Source organism: Celeribacter baekdonensis (assembly GCF_900102315.1).
Lineage (GTDB): Bacteria > Pseudomonadota > Alphaproteobacteria > Rhodobacterales > Rhodobacteraceae > Celeribacter > Celeribacter baekdonensis.
This window is the reverse complement of record NZ_FNBL01000017.1, coordinates 57,070-71,518: the sequence shown is the minus strand read 5'-3', so window position 1 is coordinate 71,518 and position 14,449 is coordinate 57,070. Positions and strand designations below refer to the sequence as shown.

Below are 14,449 nucleotides of genomic sequence, written 5' to 3'. Positions count from 1 at the left end.
TGGTGTGCCTCGGCCAACCGAATATTTCGCTGGTACTGAATGCAAGGACAGGACGATGTTAGAGCAAGGATATTGGATTGCAGGGATCGTGACGGCAATTGCATCCGTCGTGGGGTTGTTCCTTTGGCGGAAGAAAGGGGCAACAAACGTCAACCAAAACGCAAAAGTGTCCGGTCAAAGCAACACCGTGAACCAACGTTTGGACAGCAATAGCAGTGAGAGCAACGGTGATTGATGAAGTTCAGTCTACCGTCGCCTCTAAAGAGGCTGTTTCAGGCTGACAAATCGACCAACACCCAATCTGTTGACGTCAGTGGTGACGGAAACACGGTCGATCAGTCCATTCAAAACTACATCATTGCAGACAAAGACTCTCCGCTTGCGCGAGAAATTCTGGTTCATGTTCAAAAGGGTGGCAGCGAGACTGAAATTCAGTCGTTCGCAGATGATACCTTTGACGATGATGATCGGCCAGAAATTCAACGCATACTGGAATATCGAAATATCGCTCGACAGGGTGACAACGATACAGCCGTCAAACTGCTGGAAAATCTAAAATCCGAAGACCCGTACACCGACGGCTACTTTGCTTTCCGTTTAAACTTCAACATTGGAGTCATCCAACAAGACATCGGTGATTTCCCTAGAGCGAGTGTTTCGCTCAGGGCCGCGCATGGTTTCTTTCCAGATCATCCGAAGGCCGTAACCGCCTTGGCGTTTGCAGAATTGCTTGATGGTGAGGATCGGTCAGCTCTGGAACGGGCAACAGAACTACTGGCGATCGATGGAGATCATCGCACTCTTGCAGCCTGCATTTTATGCCACGCGGCGCGGAACCTGAATGAAGAAGTCCAGCCCGAAGACATCATTGCTGAGGAGATGGCTTCAGAGGATGTCAAAGCTGCTTTCTTGGAATACTGCCGGGGAGTTCGGCCGGAAAGCTACAAGGCCGAACTCGATAGCGCTTTTGCCGTAGCACCTGAAAACGACACTATCGGAACGATGTGGGCTTTGTCTGTCCTCGACAACGTCAAGCAGAACCAAGCTTTCTTGCTTGGGGCAAAAATGCCCGAAGGTTTCGAAGACGAAGTCGAAAGATGCGCCGAGATACTGCGGCGCGATCTAGAAAATTCGCTCGAGAAACGTCCGCCGAACAAACTTCTGCTTCCATCTCAGGCAAACAATGCAGCAGTGTCACTCAGGCTAGTCGGAAAAACAGCCGACGCCGCAAGACTATTGGACCGTGCGCTCGAAACCTTTCCGTCTTTGAGCAGTGATGTCGCTCAGGTGCGAGCAGTTCTCTTTCTTCAGGAAGACAAGGACCATGATGCGTTGGAGTTAATTCGCCCGCACGCGGACGCCTTCGATCTTCAGATAATGGCGTCGGAGATCGAAGCCAAGAATGGCGCCGTTGCCGATGCTCTGGAAAGAATTGATGCGGTGTTGAAAGCTGGACTAGAGGAAGGACTGAGAACACATGCTCTCACCACAAAAGCTAGGATTGGCATCAACTCACTGAACCGTGAAATTGCTGACCAAGCACTCGATGAGTTGGCCGCTGTTAGCCCTGAATCAACAGAACTAATGCTGTTGAAATCAGCATACGAGCGGGCTTTTGAAATTCAGACCAATCCAAAGGATTTTGAGAGCCTTCCGATTGAGGTTCACGAGCATTCACAAGAGCAGGCGAATCTATTGGCGTCTCTCAGTGAAGCTGACGGTTGGGATTTCTTCACCGTGCTTCAAACAGCCGACGAACTCCTTGCTCGTGGCTTTTTTAGAGAGTGCACCGATCTGCTTCGAGATAGAGTCGGTTTTCGCAAACTAAGCCCGGCGTTGGAAACGCTATGTGACGCTTGTCTAAGGGGCCATTTGGGAACCCTTGCGAAGGAAATTGATGAGACCCTGTCGCCGCAAGTCAAAGAGTCGGTGTTTGGATGGCGATTTAGCTCAAATGTGGCGTACCTAAGTGGTGTAGCTGCGAAAGCCGTCCCACCTGCTAGGAAATTGTTCGAAGACAACCCAAAATCATTAAACGCCCTTGATTGGTACGTCCAAGCGCTTCTCCGAACAAACGACAAAAACAGGATAAAGCGCGTTGTCACCAGTCTAGATGATGCAAAACTCACAGGAACCGTCGAAGACAGATCGAACTACGTTAAGCTTCTTGTATTTTGCGGTGAGCTGGAGCGTGCTCGGGCATTTGCATACCGGCTTTTTTGTGAAAATCAGAATGACGCTCAGGCATGGTTGGCGCTCAGTGCGAGCGTCCTTGCTTTTGGACGTCCCCAAGATGCAGACGACAGTTTCCAAGTCGACGTAGTTCAGGATGGCGCGTCGTTCGAAATTGTGCGTAGCGACGGTTCAATACAGTCCTTTACGCTTGAGACCGACGACGACTTGTTCACCCTAAGAGAGGGTAACATTGCTTTGGATCACCCTGTCGCCATCGCCGCGCTTGGTAAGTCCGTAGGAGAAGAGTTTGACTGGCCCTTCAAAGGAAACGGCACCGCGAGAATAACTTCTGTCAAGCACAAGGCCTTAGCGGCGTTTCACCAAATCACTCATAAGTTTGAGGAGCGTTTCCCAAACGTCTCAGGGTTTAAGTCGGTATCAGTCAACTTTGAGGACCCGTCCGGCCTTGATGAGATGAAGGCGATGCTCAAACAAAGGGTGGACTATGCACAAAGCAAAGCAGCGGAGTATCTGGAAGGGTCCTACCCAATCTACATCCTGGGCTATCACCTAGGTGTTGACCCAATCGACGCACTTCTCGGCCTCTACTCGGAATGCGGCATCCCTCCGAAAGTTTCGTCGTGCTCGCACGTGGACCAAGAGAAGGCTCAAAGATCGCTGCTTTCTGCGAAGAAGTCTGGTGTGATCTTTGACGCTGCGGCCTTCTATTTGATGCGCCGCCTAGAAATTGAGACTGCGGTCGAAGAAGAATTTGGCCAGATCGGAGTAACTCAAGAAACCGTTGACGTTTACATTCGGAGATTGCGGCAACTCGAAGATACAAGCTTTTTTGATAGTGAATTCGGCGAAAGAAGGACCGGGAACATCTCTATCCGCGATGGGCAGATCATTATGACTGAAACGTCGGAGGAAGACGTAGTCGCGAAACTGGATATGATACGTGCTGATTTACGGTGGCTTCAATCAAGATGCGCTGTGTTGCCCGCTGTCGCCAAGATTGACCCGCCGGATGAGGTAATTCGGTTTCGAAGAGAGGCCGGGGGTCGATTCTTCGATGATATTTTCGCCGCGGATGGATCAGGTCGCGTTCTAATCTCTGATGACTTCCACCTGAGAAACTGGGCAGAGGGCTTGTTTGGCGTCCCCGGAGCTTGGATGCAGGCGTTACTAGTCCATTTAGAAGAACAGAAACGCATTCCCGTCGAAAAGGTAGTCAGAGGAACACTCGAACTACAATATTTGGGCGAGGATGCTCTCAGCACGAACGCAGATCGCCTGCTGTTTGCTGCCGAGATGATGGCATCGGGTGAGATTACTGAAGACGACTTTGCAAAGTATAGCTCCTTACTAGGACAGAAAGGTGCGGAAATACGTTCTCATGTTGAAGTGGCATTGGCAACAATCAGAGGACTTTGGACAGTTGGCTCACTGTCGGCAGTCCGAGCAAAGGCTACTGGTATCATTCTCCGCAATTTGACAAGGCTTCAGGGAGCGGATGCGCGAGTAGTATTGGATACGATCCAAACGCTAAACCGGAATCCTTCTGTGGGTCAGTACCTGCAACAATGGCGCGTCGGTCACTTTCTGCCTTAGTACCACCCGAGCTATCCACCCCATACTAAACGCCATGATTTGAGGTGGTTTTTGCGAAATTTTGCTCTTGCAGCGAAAGGCCGCAAACCGAGCTGCGAGCGCAGCATTTGGGGACCGTTCTCAAGGTCGGCTATGGGCCGTGGTTGCCATTCTAAGGTGCGGTTATGGGCGGTGGTTTTCTTCGCTTGCCCGACAGCGCATTGCCCGCAATCGCCGCGAGCAGAACTGTACCGCCAATCAGGGTGTTTACGGACGCGGTTTCCCCTAGAAACAGCCAGACCCAGAGTGGGCCGAGCAGCACTTCGGCCAGCGAAAGCAGAGCGAGTTCTGCGGCGGGTAAGCTGCGCGAGCCCAGTGTATAGAGGATAAGTCCGGCACCGACCTGGAATACCCCCATGCCCATTGCAATGCAGCCATCACTGGGGCTCAGCACGAAGGAGAGCCCAAGGCCCAAGCATATGGCCGAAGTGATGACGATCGCAAAGAGTCCCGACAGGAACACCGCGGGCAGCATTTCCCCTGTGCGGCCCCACCGCAACGCCACGGTGAAGAGTGCAAAACCGAATGCCGAACCGAGCGCGGCAAGGCTGCCTTTCAGGGCGACGCCTCCGGACTTGTCGGCGACCATGATCCCGATCCCGCCGATTGCGACGGCGATCGCTATCCAGGTTGCGGCGCGGACAGGTTCTCGCAACACGATCCATCCGAGTACCGCAGCCATAAACGGTGCTGTCGCGAACAAAAGCATGGCATTCGCGACCGAGGTGTTCTGGATCGCGTAGATCCCGCCCGAATAGGCCGCAACCAGTGAAAGCCCCGCGATGATGGCAGGGGCGCCGATGCGGCGGATCTGAACAAACGGGCTTTCCCCAGACCGCACGCGGATAAGCACGTAAAGAAACAGCGACATGCTGATCGACCGATAGAGCAGTATTTGCCACACGACAGCATCTTCGATCAGGCGAATGCCAAGGCCGACGGTCGACCACAAGACCCCCGCCGCAAAGACGAAGAGCACACTGTACTTGTGGGCATCCGCAGTGGAAGGGGCTGGCGCAATGGATGTCATGTCGACCTAATCTAGGAATTCACTTCGCCCAGGTTAATGTCTTAGCCAGAGCTTTGATCACTCATTAGCGACACCGGTACAGGGTGCTGCACACATTCATTCCAAACCAAGATCGCTGCATGTTTCACGAATGACTGTTATGGCGACGCGGAATTGCAGCTCTTGAAGTACGGACGAAAATTCGGCAACGGGCCGTCATTTCCCTCGCCAGCGATGAATTGTTTTTGCAAGATCAGGACCTGCGCTCCATCCCCAAGCAGCACCAATAGCCGTAAAGACAAGTACACCTGCAATCGCACCAAAGATTCCGCCGACAATGCCAGTTCCAGTACCTACAATGAAGCCGATAGCTCCGCCAACGAGGCTACCCAATACTCTTGTTTTCATTCTATCCTCGCAATTTTCTGCAACCTAGCGACCATGTCCGCAGTCTGGAACCCGCATTACAGCAAATGATCAGCGTTAAACGGCAGTTCAGGACCGTTTCAGGCACATGTCGCTATCGTCATCGCCCCAAAATTTCTGTGGCATTCGCATGAGTTTACCGACGGACCCTAAATGAACCCGACAGAAATCGCAGACGCCCTGGAAAAAATCGCTACTCGTCAAGACGGCGGCGGCGAGTTTCCGTTTGCGTTCGCCGCGGCCAAGCCGTTCAGCTCATTCAAGAACGCAGGTTGCATGAGTACAGGTACGACAGCCAATGCCAGTTGATCGTCAAGGTGGAGCCGGGCGCTTAGGCGTGCTTTTCTATTGAAACAGGTTCGTTCGGAGTAGGGCGCGTGATCCGAGCTCGGAAGAAGGTGACCTCCCGCAGGCCTTGAAACGCGCCTTCTTTGAACGAGCCAACTTTATGCAGCCCCGGGAAATCTGGAAGCCTGTCTACCTCGACTAACGGAAGCAAAATGTCAGCGCTGAACCATGGCATTTTCGCGCACCGGCTTTCATCATACATCTTCGAAAGTGCCCTTCCGACCGCATAAGCGCCGGCCAAGTCAATTTTGGAAACGCGTGTTCGATTTATAGGAAGCAGGCTCCCAGTTGTCGATTTACCGCCGACATTGAAATAGATCAGGTCATGGCCCCACCCGAGGCGTATGATATGTGTCCGGTCGGACCGTTGGATTGAAACTCTCGGAAATAGGTCTCTGATCCAAACCTTATGTTCATCGCACCAGTCGAGGGCTTCCTTCAACATCGCTACGCCGCCTAGGTCTTTCTTCCAGATCGGACATAAGTGCTGAAACCCGGCGAATTTGACCCGCTTCTCACTTCTGATGTCGTTAGCAACGAAATCGCCTTCGCGTGTGACCTTTGGAGACCACATTTGCTCTTCGAGCGCGGCTGCGTCCTCCAAACCTATGTGCATGTCATCAATCGCAACTTTGGTATTCGCAGAAATGGCTCTGTGTCGTGCTTCAAGCAGTGTGATTGGCGGTAACGGTTTCCTCGGGTGTTGGTCGAGGATCGAAGGCCCATTGGGTCGAACGATATCGTCAGAAACATCAACTGGTCTGTCCGTTTTCACGTCGTGGTCGACGAGCCAACGGTACGGTGTCCCGAGGTCCATAGGATCATCATTCATGAGCGAAAGATGTGGCAGACCCTTTTTCAGGAACGCCATGATTTCCCGCGTATCCTGACGTTCCGCGCCCATGAGCCGCCCTTGAAAGGTTTGCCGATCTGAATTGCTTTGGCGGGCTTTCAGTGCGTTTTCGATGCGCTCACGTTCGATATCGCTCAGCTGGCGTCGTAGATACGCGATAGAAACATCGACGTCACCGTAGTCGTCTCGCTCCTCAAGCGCGCTGCCGAATAGCTTCAAGGTGATGCGCTGCAGGCGATCGGAATCACCGTTGATGACCTTGGCCCGGGCGAGAAGTTCAGAAATGATGGTCTGAACCTTATCGCGCCCGATACGCTTTCGCTTGGGTTCCAGTGCGAGGCGAGTCCCATTCGGCGTTAGCTGCCAATAAAACAAATTGTCAAAGATGTCGGCAGGCTCCAAGTACCCAGCCTCGGCCATCTGGCGCAAGATGAGGTCAGCATGATGGGCATCGCAATCCAGGGTCCGTATTGCCTCTTCAAGCCCGACAGATCTTCCATTGATTGCTGAGCGCAGGACTGCTTGGACCAGCTCCAATGGTACCGTTTTTACTGGCGAATGCTTATGGGACCCTCGCTCATTCATTGTTCAACGGCGTCGCAGAAAAAAACCTCATCAACGCCTCCCCAACCTTCCCAAACGAGCCAGCTGCGCCATCATTTGCGATCCGGTTCCGGTGGGTGGACTGCCCCCTGCAGGTGTCACATTTGCCATTCCCGGCCGTTGCGGCATTTGTTGGGCACCAAAGAACTGCCGTGCTCTGAGTGCTGCATATTCGGCTCCACTGGCACCACCAACAAGATACCGATTGTAAGCCTGCTGATTGCCCATCGCAGCGCGCGCAAAGCTGTAGCTTCCTGCCAAGCCCCCAGACAGCGCTGGCATCATAATGTTCCCTGAGATCGCGCGAACGATGAACGGCGTGGCGATGATGAAGCCCTTGGCCATGAGGACCATCATGAAGAAGGGGATGAGCGCGCCTATATTTGAGGCCCCTTCCGGGTCGCCGAGTTCACCAATGAGGGCGGATGATACACCTGTGATTGTTGCGAATACGCCTGCCACGACGATTGGGTAGAGCGCAAAGGAGACCAGTGCTGACAGCCAGCGCGCGAAGTAATCCTTGGTCACTTCGAAAAGGGTGAGGAAGATCATCACGGGTGCGATGCCAATGAGCAGCGCGATCATCAAACGCGACGCGACCAAGATAAATGCAGCGAGCCCTCCCAAGATCGACAACATCAACACGCCAACAATGTCGAGCATCGCGCCGGCCATCCAGTTGAGCTCAGACCCGGCCGCGTTAAGGTATTCTCCAAGCTCGGCGATGAGCCGGTCAAATTCTTCTGCAAATGTCCCCGATGGACCTGGAACGCCACCACCGACGGAGGCGACCAGCGCGCCCGCAATACTGTCGATCCCCGCGAGGATTGCGGACGAGAGTGCGTTAAACTGCACCCAATTGGTTGCAAATATCCCGATGAGACCAATCTTGACCGCAAGCCAGAATGCCGTTCGCCCGTCCATCGCTTTGTACTGATAGATCATGTTCAGGAAAACGAGGATCACCACCAGCGTTGTTCCAAGAACGAGAAGCGTTCCCACCGTGGCAGCAACAGACCCGAACTGTGTCTCGGCGGCGGTGTTGAGATAGCCTTGGGAGGTTTCAACGAAGTAGGTGACAACGCTCATTTCAGAGTTCCCCTACCACTTACCCACTGCTTCGCAGATCGCTTGAGATTCTGTTCGAAGATCACTTGCGCGGCGGTTGTAACTGTCTGACGCTTGTAGCATTTCTGAACGGTTCGCATTGGCGTGGTTTTCTTGGAAGGTGACTTCGGCGTTATCCCATGCTGGGAAGCGAAGACCGCAGTCGCAGGATCCGGTCTCAACGATCCGCTCCATGTTCTGTGCCCGGTAGATGTCCTGGACCAAGACACGCTGGTAGGCGTCTCGAAGGGCGATGTTCTGCATCCAGTCAGGTTCGCTCGGGCGTTCGGGGCAGACATCTGGAATGCTCTCAAGACTGGGGATGAGATTGCGCTCCGCCATTAGGGGCGATGCCATCAAGCCCAAACCGACTGACAGTAACAAGAAACGCGCTGCACCACGCTTCATCGGTTGTCTCCAAAATCGGCACCGTCGGAGGTTTCACGCTTCAGAAAAGCCGTGTGCCCGATATTGGCAAACTCCGACGAACTGATTGAGACCACCTCCCAGCCGATCTGGCCCTTCGCATTCAATGCCGCCTGCATCTCGATCAGACTGTTCTTACGGTCCATCGGAAAGAACAGGATGTCATATTCAAAGGTTTTCATGGGGAAGTTCCAATCTCAGTTGCGCCGGGGAGGTAGAATTCGGTGATGCCGCGTTTGCCGTCATGGCGACCGGCCTGGATGATCACGTCAATGGAATTTTCGATGTACTGGATCATGTCGGCATAGGTCATCGGGATTTCGGTCTTGAGTGCAGCGATCGCGAGCCGCTGCACGGCCAATTGCGGGGTTTCGGCATGCAGCGTGGTCATGGACCCGCCATGGCCGGTGTTGATGGCTTCCAGAAAGGTCATGGCCTCCTTGCCGCGCACCTCGCCCAGGATGATCCGGTCGGGGCGCATACGCAGCGTGGCGGTGAGAAGCACATCGGCGGTCTGGAATTCCGCGTCGCGATTGGCGATGAGGGTCACGGCATTGGGCTGGGTCGGCAGAAGCTCGGCGGCTTCCTCAATGGTCACGATGCGTTCCTCGGCCGGTACGTGAGAGAGGATCTTGCGCGCGGCTACGGTCTTGCCGGTGGAGGTGCCGCCCGAGACGATCATGTTGAGTTTGTTCTCGACGCAGAAGGCCAGCGCATCATCGATCAAACCCGCGGCCACCACGGCGCGCAAGGCGCGCTTTTTTTCGACGCGCAGGTCTTCGAGCTTGCGCTCTTTTCCGTAGACGAAATCGAGTGCGATGCGCTCGAGCGGTAGGCTTGAGAAGAACCGCAGGCTGATCGACATGGCCGAGAGCACGGCGGGCGGGGTGATGACCTGCGCGCGGATCGGGCGACCCTTATAGGTGATCGAGACCGAGACGATAGGGCGGTCCTTGCTCATCGTGGTATTGGCCGAGGAGGCGATCTGGTTGCCGAGGTCCCTGACCTGAACGCTCGTCAGCCTCTGGTCCAGCGCGCGCATGAAGTGATCGCCCTGGAATTCGCCCCAGCAGGTGCCATCAGGGTTGATGCAGATCTCGATGACATCGTCGCGAGCGGCGGCGTCGATCCGGTCGAGCGAGGTTTCGAGATAGCTCAGCGACATGGGCTCAGAATATCTCCAGATCGCGGTCGACCATGACCGTGACGCGTGCGCCTTGGTCGACATAGATGACGGGGCCGATGGAGAGGTAATCGCCAATGACGCTGTCCGTGGCATCTGCCAGATCATCGCCAACGTCTTCGAGAACGTCGGCGGCAGTCTCATCCTGGACCTCGGAAGCGGCGGCACTTGGTGCCGCGGAAATCAGCGAGATCAGGGCGGCCGACCCGAAACGCTCGGCGAAGCGTGTGTCCACGAAACCCGTGACGCCAGAACGGCCCAGTTCATCACCCCCGAATGAACTGATCTGGACGGTTTGGCCCGCGGGCAGGATGATCCGGTCCCAGGCAATCGTGACGCGGCGCTGCGCGATATCGACGCCGGCGCGGTAGCGCCCGATGAGGCGGGATCCGCGGGGGATCAAGAGGCGCGCGCCATCGACGCTGTAGACATCCTCGGAAACCACGGCACGGGTTTGGCCGGGCAGGGAGCTGTCGAGGGCAGTTTCCATGACGGCCTGGATCATGGTGCCCTGGATGACGGTGTTGGAGGGATTGGCGATCACCTCGGCCTGCGTCACGGTAGAGGGCAGCGCCCCGTTCAGCACGAAATCCGTCACCTCGCCAAAAGTGCGTTCGGTCAGAGCCGTTTCATTCGCTCCGGAGGCACCGCCAAAAGCGATGGTGGGAGAGGCGATGCGCCGCTCCTGGAAGGCGCGTTCCTCCGCGGCGCGGCGCTCCAGCTCGGCCATGCGCCGGGCTTCTTCCTCGCGGCGCAGTCGCTCTTGCTCGCGTGCGCGCAGCTCATCTTCCGTGGGGCCCACTGGCGCGGGTTGCGGTCGGCTGGCCTCGAGTTGGGCCAGTTCCAGATCCATGCGGAGTTGCTCAAGGCTGCGATCCCGCGCCGTCAGTTCGTCCTGAAATCGTTGCTGTGCTGCTTCCGAGGCGGCTTGTAGCGCCGCGATCTGAGCAGTCAGCGCGTCAATTGCCTCTGCGGCGGCGGTGTCTTCCTCGACAACTGGTTCAGGGGCGTTGCGCAACTCCTCGATCTGGGCCTGCAGGGCGGTGATCTGCGCCAGAAGCTCCGCGTTGGGCTCGACGGGGTCTGGTCCGACGAACACAACCTCGGGCTCGGGCGGAGGCAAGGCCTCGATAGCGCCAAAGCCATCCCCTTCGTTTTGGAAGACGTCCGGAGTGGCCGTCGGCAAGGCTTCCTCTTCTTCGGGCTGTGAGAGGAGATAAAGCAGGGCACCACCCGCGCCGATGACGAGGACCACAACCAGCGCGAGAAGGGGCGACCGGCGCTGCGCCGCTATGGGCGCGCGGGCACTGCCTTTCTCAAGGGCGGCGAGGCGCCTTTCCAGCTCGGTGTTCCCGGTATCGCTCATGAGGCGGCCTCCGCGGGCGGGATCGCCTCGATGCAGACCACCTCTTCGCCAAGTCGCAGGACCCATTGGCGGTTCACGCCGCTGACGCGGATCACGCCGTCTTCAGGAGTTTGCGTGTTGACCGTGCGCTCGCGGCCGCCCGCGTAGCGGAAGATCGCTGGCACAGGCGCGTTTCTTGGAAACGCGAAATACGTGAACGTCCCGTCATCCCAGATGCGGGTTGGCGTGAACTCGGTCCGCGCGCTGGCACCGTAGTTGTAGTTCGGCGCTTGGGCCGCGATGGCCCGGGTCGGGCGCGCAGCGTCGTCTGGATAGCGGAACTGCACCACGTAGAAGGTTGGGCTGCGGACCTCCTGGACGTTGAAGTAGTAGCTCCGGCGGTTCGTATAGACTGTTACATTGGTATGCACCCCGCGCGCCACAGGCTTGATCGCGAAGGCCTGACCGCCCGGGACGCCGTCGATCTCGAAGCCCTCGGTGTCGCCCGCGATGATTGAGCGGATGCTTTCGCCCTCGCCGAACTCGATGGTGGTCACATGGGTGAGCGACACGCTGAGACGGTAGACCTGACCCTCCTGGTAGGTGGCCAAGCGCACCCGGCTGTCATTGGGACCGCCACGCGGGATGGCTTCGGCAGAGGCGAGGCCGGGCAACAGGGCAATGACAAAAATAAGCGATCTTATAAACAACAACGTCAGTTCTCCAATCTGTCGGAGCGGATGGAATATTCGAGGACGGTGAAGCCGAATGGATTGGTCCAGACCTCATCGATGGAGCGGCGGGTCTCCGGGCGGAACTCGAAGAGAAGCGTCGCAGTGAAGAGGCCGGTCTGGGTGCCGTTAATGGACGTCAGGCGCTTGCGCAGGCGGACCGTCGCGCGGTTAGTTCCGATCCGGTTGATGCTGAGGATTTCCACGTCGAGCCGAGCATTGGGGCCATAGACCGTCGGCGGGTAATTCTCGTTGGCGCTGTTCCAGATCTGGCGCAGCCCGCTCTCGGCAGCTCCGTCCGAGCGGCGCAGGACGCTGCGGATGCGCAGATCGTTGTCGAGCTGGTTATAGACCTCCCGATCGGTCACGTAGCGGAAGACCTCCGCCTCGATGATCGCCTGGTTGGCGGTCACCGAGGAGGCGCCCACCGAGGCTTCGGGGAGTGCAAAGCCGGTGGCGGGATCATAGGGGACAACGACGGGGGGCGGGTCGACATCGAGGATCGAGACAGCCGCGGCACTCAGACAGCCGATGATACCGAAGACAAGGCCCATCAGGCCAAGGCGTTGCCAGAGCCGTTCGCGGCGCAGGGCACCGTAGACCAGCTCTTCCTCGATGATTTCCTGTTCACTCGCCACCTGTCACAACCCTTGATCAGTCTGCCCGCAACTCGGGCAGCGTGAAGTCCATAAACCGCTGCTCCTCGGCGATGGTGGCGGCATCGATCACGCCGCCTGTGCCATCGCCCACGGTTTGCACCGCTTCGAGTTGCCACATGGCGACCAGCGCAATGGCGAGCTCCGCGGTCACGCGCGTGTTGAGATCGATGCTTTCCTTTAGTTCGTCCATGTCGTCGATGAGTCCGACAAGGCGGTCGACCCGCTCGAGCGATTGGCCGGCATCCTCATAGCTGTTCTGGGCCGCCGCCGAGACAAGGGCACCGGTGGTGGCCTGCGTCGCCACGCGGTTGGCCCCGGGATTGCCGCTCGTGGCCATTTCCGAGAGCGTGTCTTCATCGAAGCCGAGATCGGCCAGCACCCGGTCCATCTGGGTTTCGATTTCGCCTGCGCCGGAGCCCGAGAGGCCCGAGAAATCCCCAGTCTTGATCGCCTCAATCGTGGCGAGGATGTCCCCGAACTCTTGGTCGAGCAGGCCGTTCAACTCGTCTTCCATTTCCGTGCGGATGATTTCGGGAAGCTCGGCGAGGCGGGTGAGGGCCTCGTAGGTTCTTTGCAGCTCCGCGAGTTGGTCCGTGAGTGTGGCAAGCTGTTCGCGGAGCTGCGTCAGCTGCTCGTTCTGCAGGATCTCATCCTCGATCATCTGCCGGAGCTGCTGGATGTTTTGCGCGATGTTCTGCGTGTCGACGACGGGCACGCCCTGCGCCGCGGCAGGGAAGATGGCTCCCAGATGCAGGCCAATCCCAAGTGTCGTGGCCAAAGCCGTTCTCAGAAACATCCGTCCCATCAGTCTATCTCCCTGATCGTGAAGTCCATGAAGGCGCCCTCGGCCATGCGCGCGCTGGCCTGCGCCAATTCTTCTGCGCTCAGGACACGGGTCCGCACCGCCTTAAGCCGGATGCGGGCCGCGACGAGGCGCACCAGTTCGGCGCGGGCATAGGTGTTGAGCGCGACGCTCTCCTGCACATCTTCCGTTTCGGAAATCCGTTCGACGATATCCGCAATGCGCAGGGTGGCCTGCCTGATCGCCGCAGGGGAATTGTTGCCATAGAAGGCGGCGCCATGCCCGGTAATGGAAAGGTTCGCATTGGCCAGCAGAGCAGGGTCGATCGTGCCAAGCGCTTCGATCCCGCCGATACGGCTTAGATAGAGATTGTAGCGTTCAGGGATGACCGACACGTAGTGCTGTGTCTCGCGGAAGGGGGGCACGCCGCCATACTCGAAAACCCGGCCGGGTCCGGCGTTATAGGCCGCGAGGGCGTTGATGATGTTGCCATCGAATGTGCTGAGCTGGGTCGCGAGATAGCGCGCGCCGCCATGCACCTGCAGATAGGGGCTGTCATAGTATTCCGGGTTGATGCCCAGATCGCTGGCCGTCCCAGGCATGATCTGGGTGAGACCATAGGCGCCGACGGGAGACCGTGCCCCAATCGTAAACCGGCTTTCCTGCCAGATGAGGGCCTGTAGAAGCGCGCGCCATTGGACGGGGGAGAGTCCTGCGCGGCCAACACCCGCAAAGCCGCTGGTTTCCTGGGCAACGCGGATGATGAGCTGCTCGATGTTCTCAGACGCATCCCCGAACATCTGCGCACCGCCGGGATTGGGGTCGATGTCGGCATTGCCATAGACCGCCTCGACTGACCGGGCCGGATCCCCGCTGCCGCTTTCCAGCCCCGAGACCATAGCTGGCAAGCCCTGACCGCCGAAGCTGGTCTGGGCATCGAGGATGCGTTGCAGGGTTTCCAGCTGCTCCCGTTCGATCTCGGCAATGAGCTCGCGTACGGCGAGCTTATCGGCCTGCAGGGCCAAGTCGGCCTCGCGATCGCCTGTTTCGACGATATCACGCGCGGTCAGCCCACTGTCATTGGTCGGCACGCCTTGAGACAAGGCGAGACCGGGCAGCAGGCAAAACG

The 14,449-nt window shown here is 57.3% G+C and carries 15 protein-coding genes; 3 read left to right on the top strand and 12 right to left on the bottom strand.

The genetic code is table 11. From position 1 onward, the window contains the following. The first annotated feature begins 55 nt into the window (after window positions 1-55). Both BLT54_RS19685 and BLT54_RS19680 read left to right on the top strand, forming a co-directional pair. Window positions 56-235, top strand: a complete 180-nt coding sequence (locus tag BLT54_RS19685; RefSeq protein ID WP_074647050.1) for a hypothetical protein — start codon at window positions 56-58, stop codon at window positions 233-235. After that, the gene (locus BLT54_RS19680; protein WP_074647048.1) at window positions 235-3,789 is read left to right on the top strand and encodes a tetratricopeptide repeat protein; all 3,555 of its coding nucleotides are present in this window, start codon (window positions 235-237) and stop codon (window positions 3,787-3,789) included. Before BLT54_RS19685 ends, BLT54_RS19680 begins: the two co-directional genes overlap by 1 nt. 151 nt (window positions 3,790-3,940) lie before the next feature. On the opposite strand, the gene BLT54_RS19675 is transcribed toward BLT54_RS19680, so the two are convergent. After that, window positions 3,941-4,858, bottom strand: a complete 918-nt coding sequence (locus BLT54_RS19675; protein WP_074647046.1) for a DMT family transporter — start codon at window positions 4,856-4,858, stop codon at window positions 3,941-3,943. 195 nt (window positions 4,859-5,053) lie between these two features. Then, a complete protein-coding gene (locus BLT54_RS19670) occupies window positions 5,054-5,245 on the bottom strand; it encodes a hypothetical protein (RefSeq protein ID WP_074647044.1) in 192 nt (63 codons plus the stop codon). 171 nt (window positions 5,246-5,416) lie between these two features. Between BLT54_RS19670 and BLT54_RS22680 the strand changes: the two genes are divergently transcribed. Continuing rightward, window positions 5,417-5,572 carry a hypothetical protein gene (locus BLT54_RS22680; protein ID WP_176832928.1) on the top strand — a complete coding sequence of 52 codons (156 nt, stop codon included), beginning with the start codon at window positions 5,417-5,419 and terminating at the stop codon, window positions 5,570-5,572. 22 nt (window positions 5,573-5,594) lie between these two features. Here the strand turns inward: BLT54_RS22680 and BLT54_RS19665 are convergent, their stop codons facing one another. The 10 genes from BLT54_RS19665 to BLT54_RS19620 form a co-directional block, all read right to left on the bottom strand. Then, window positions 5,595-7,001: a hypothetical protein gene (locus BLT54_RS19665; RefSeq protein ID WP_143026889.1), complete on the bottom strand. Its 1,407-nt coding sequence runs from the start codon at window positions 6,999-7,001 to the stop codon at window positions 5,595-5,597. Window positions 7,002-7,079: 78 nt separating this feature from the next. Beyond that, on the bottom strand, window positions 7,080-8,156 hold the full coding sequence (locus tag BLT54_RS19660; protein WP_074647040.1) for a TrbL/VirB6 family protein: 1,077 nt from the start codon (window positions 8,154-8,156) through the stop codon (window positions 7,080-7,082). 12 nt (window positions 8,157-8,168) lie between these two features. Further along, window positions 8,169-8,582, bottom strand: coding sequence for a hypothetical protein (locus tag BLT54_RS19655; RefSeq protein ID WP_074647037.1), 414 nt, complete (start codon window positions 8,580-8,582; stop codon window positions 8,169-8,171). Then, the gene (locus BLT54_RS19650) at window positions 8,579-8,782 is read right to left on the bottom strand and encodes a hypothetical protein (RefSeq protein WP_074647035.1); all 204 of its coding nucleotides are present in this window, start codon (window positions 8,780-8,782) and stop codon (window positions 8,579-8,581) included. Before BLT54_RS19650 ends, BLT54_RS19655 begins: the two co-directional genes overlap by 4 nt. Next, entirely contained in the window at window positions 8,779-9,765 is a 987-nt protein-coding gene (locus tag BLT54_RS19645) for an ATPase, T2SS/T4P/T4SS family (protein ID WP_074647034.1), read from the bottom strand. The genes BLT54_RS19650 and BLT54_RS19645 overlap by 4 nt, the downstream gene beginning before the upstream one ends. Before the next feature lie 4 nt (window positions 9,766-9,769). Then, window positions 9,770-11,149, bottom strand: a complete 1,380-nt coding sequence (locus BLT54_RS19640; protein ID WP_074647032.1) for a TraB/TrbI/VirB10 family type IV secretion system protein — start codon at window positions 11,147-11,149, stop codon at window positions 9,770-9,772. Continuing rightward, window positions 11,146-11,841, bottom strand: a complete 696-nt coding sequence (locus BLT54_RS19635; RefSeq protein ID WP_074647030.1) for a TrbG/VirB9 family P-type conjugative transfer protein — start codon at window positions 11,839-11,841, stop codon at window positions 11,146-11,148. The genes BLT54_RS19640 and BLT54_RS19635 overlap by 4 nt, the downstream gene beginning before the upstream one ends. Before the next feature lie 2 nt (window positions 11,842-11,843). Next, window positions 11,844-12,497 carry a VirB8 family type IV secretion system protein gene (locus BLT54_RS19630; protein ID WP_074647028.1) on the bottom strand — a complete coding sequence of 218 codons (654 nt, stop codon included), beginning with the start codon at window positions 12,495-12,497 and terminating at the stop codon, window positions 11,844-11,846. Window positions 12,498-12,513: 16 nt separating this feature from the next. Continuing rightward, window positions 12,514-13,323 carry a type IV secretion system protein gene (locus BLT54_RS19625; RefSeq protein ID WP_074647026.1) on the bottom strand — a complete coding sequence of 270 codons (810 nt, stop codon included), beginning with the start codon at window positions 13,321-13,323 and terminating at the stop codon, window positions 12,514-12,516. After that, entirely contained in the window at window positions 13,323-14,411 is a 1,089-nt protein-coding gene (locus BLT54_RS19620; RefSeq protein WP_074647088.1) for a lytic transglycosylase domain-containing protein, read from the bottom strand. Before BLT54_RS19620 ends, BLT54_RS19625 begins: the two co-directional genes overlap by 1 nt. Between the last annotated feature and the right edge of the window lie 38 nt (window positions 14,412-14,449).

Excerpts from the sequence above, each read along its gene's own strand:
- BLT54_RS19640 (WP_074647032.1), bottom strand. The coding sequence starts at position 11,149 with ATGAGCGATACCGGGAACACCGAGCTGGAAAGGCGCCTCGCCGCCCTT.
- BLT54_RS19685 (WP_074647050.1), top strand. The coding sequence starts at position 56 with ATGTTAGAGCAAGGATATTGGATTGCAGGGATCGTGACGGCAATTGCA.
- BLT54_RS19675 (WP_074647046.1), bottom strand. The coding sequence starts at position 4,858 with ATGACATCCATTGCGCCAGCCCCTTCCACTGCGGATGCCCACAAGTAC.
- BLT54_RS19660 (WP_074647040.1), bottom strand. The coding sequence starts at position 8,156 with ATGAGCGTTGTCACCTACTTCGTTGAAACCTCCCAAGGCTATCTCAAC.
- BLT54_RS19625 (WP_074647026.1), bottom strand. The coding sequence starts at position 13,323 with ATGGGACGGATGTTTCTGAGAACGGCTTTGGCCACGACACTTGGGATT.
- BLT54_RS19670 (WP_074647044.1), bottom strand. The coding sequence starts at position 5,245 with ATGAAAACAAGAGTATTGGGTAGCCTCGTTGGCGGAGCTATCGGCTTC.
- BLT54_RS19680 (WP_074647048.1), top strand. The coding sequence starts at position 235 with ATGAAGTTCAGTCTACCGTCGCCTCTAAAGAGGCTGTTTCAGGCTGAC.
- BLT54_RS19645 (WP_074647034.1), bottom strand. The coding sequence starts at position 9,765 with ATGTCGCTGAGCTATCTCGAAACCTCGCTCGACCGGATCGACGCCGCC.
- BLT54_RS22680 (WP_176832928.1), top strand. The coding sequence starts at position 5,417 with ATGAACCCGACAGAAATCGCAGACGCCCTGGAAAAAATCGCTACTCGT.
- BLT54_RS19655 (WP_074647037.1), bottom strand. The coding sequence starts at position 8,582 with ATGAAGCGTGGTGCAGCGCGTTTCTTGTTACTGTCAGTCGGTTTGGGC.
- BLT54_RS19650 (WP_074647035.1), bottom strand. The coding sequence starts at position 8,782 with ATGAAAACCTTTGAATATGACATCCTGTTCTTTCCGATGGACCGTAAG.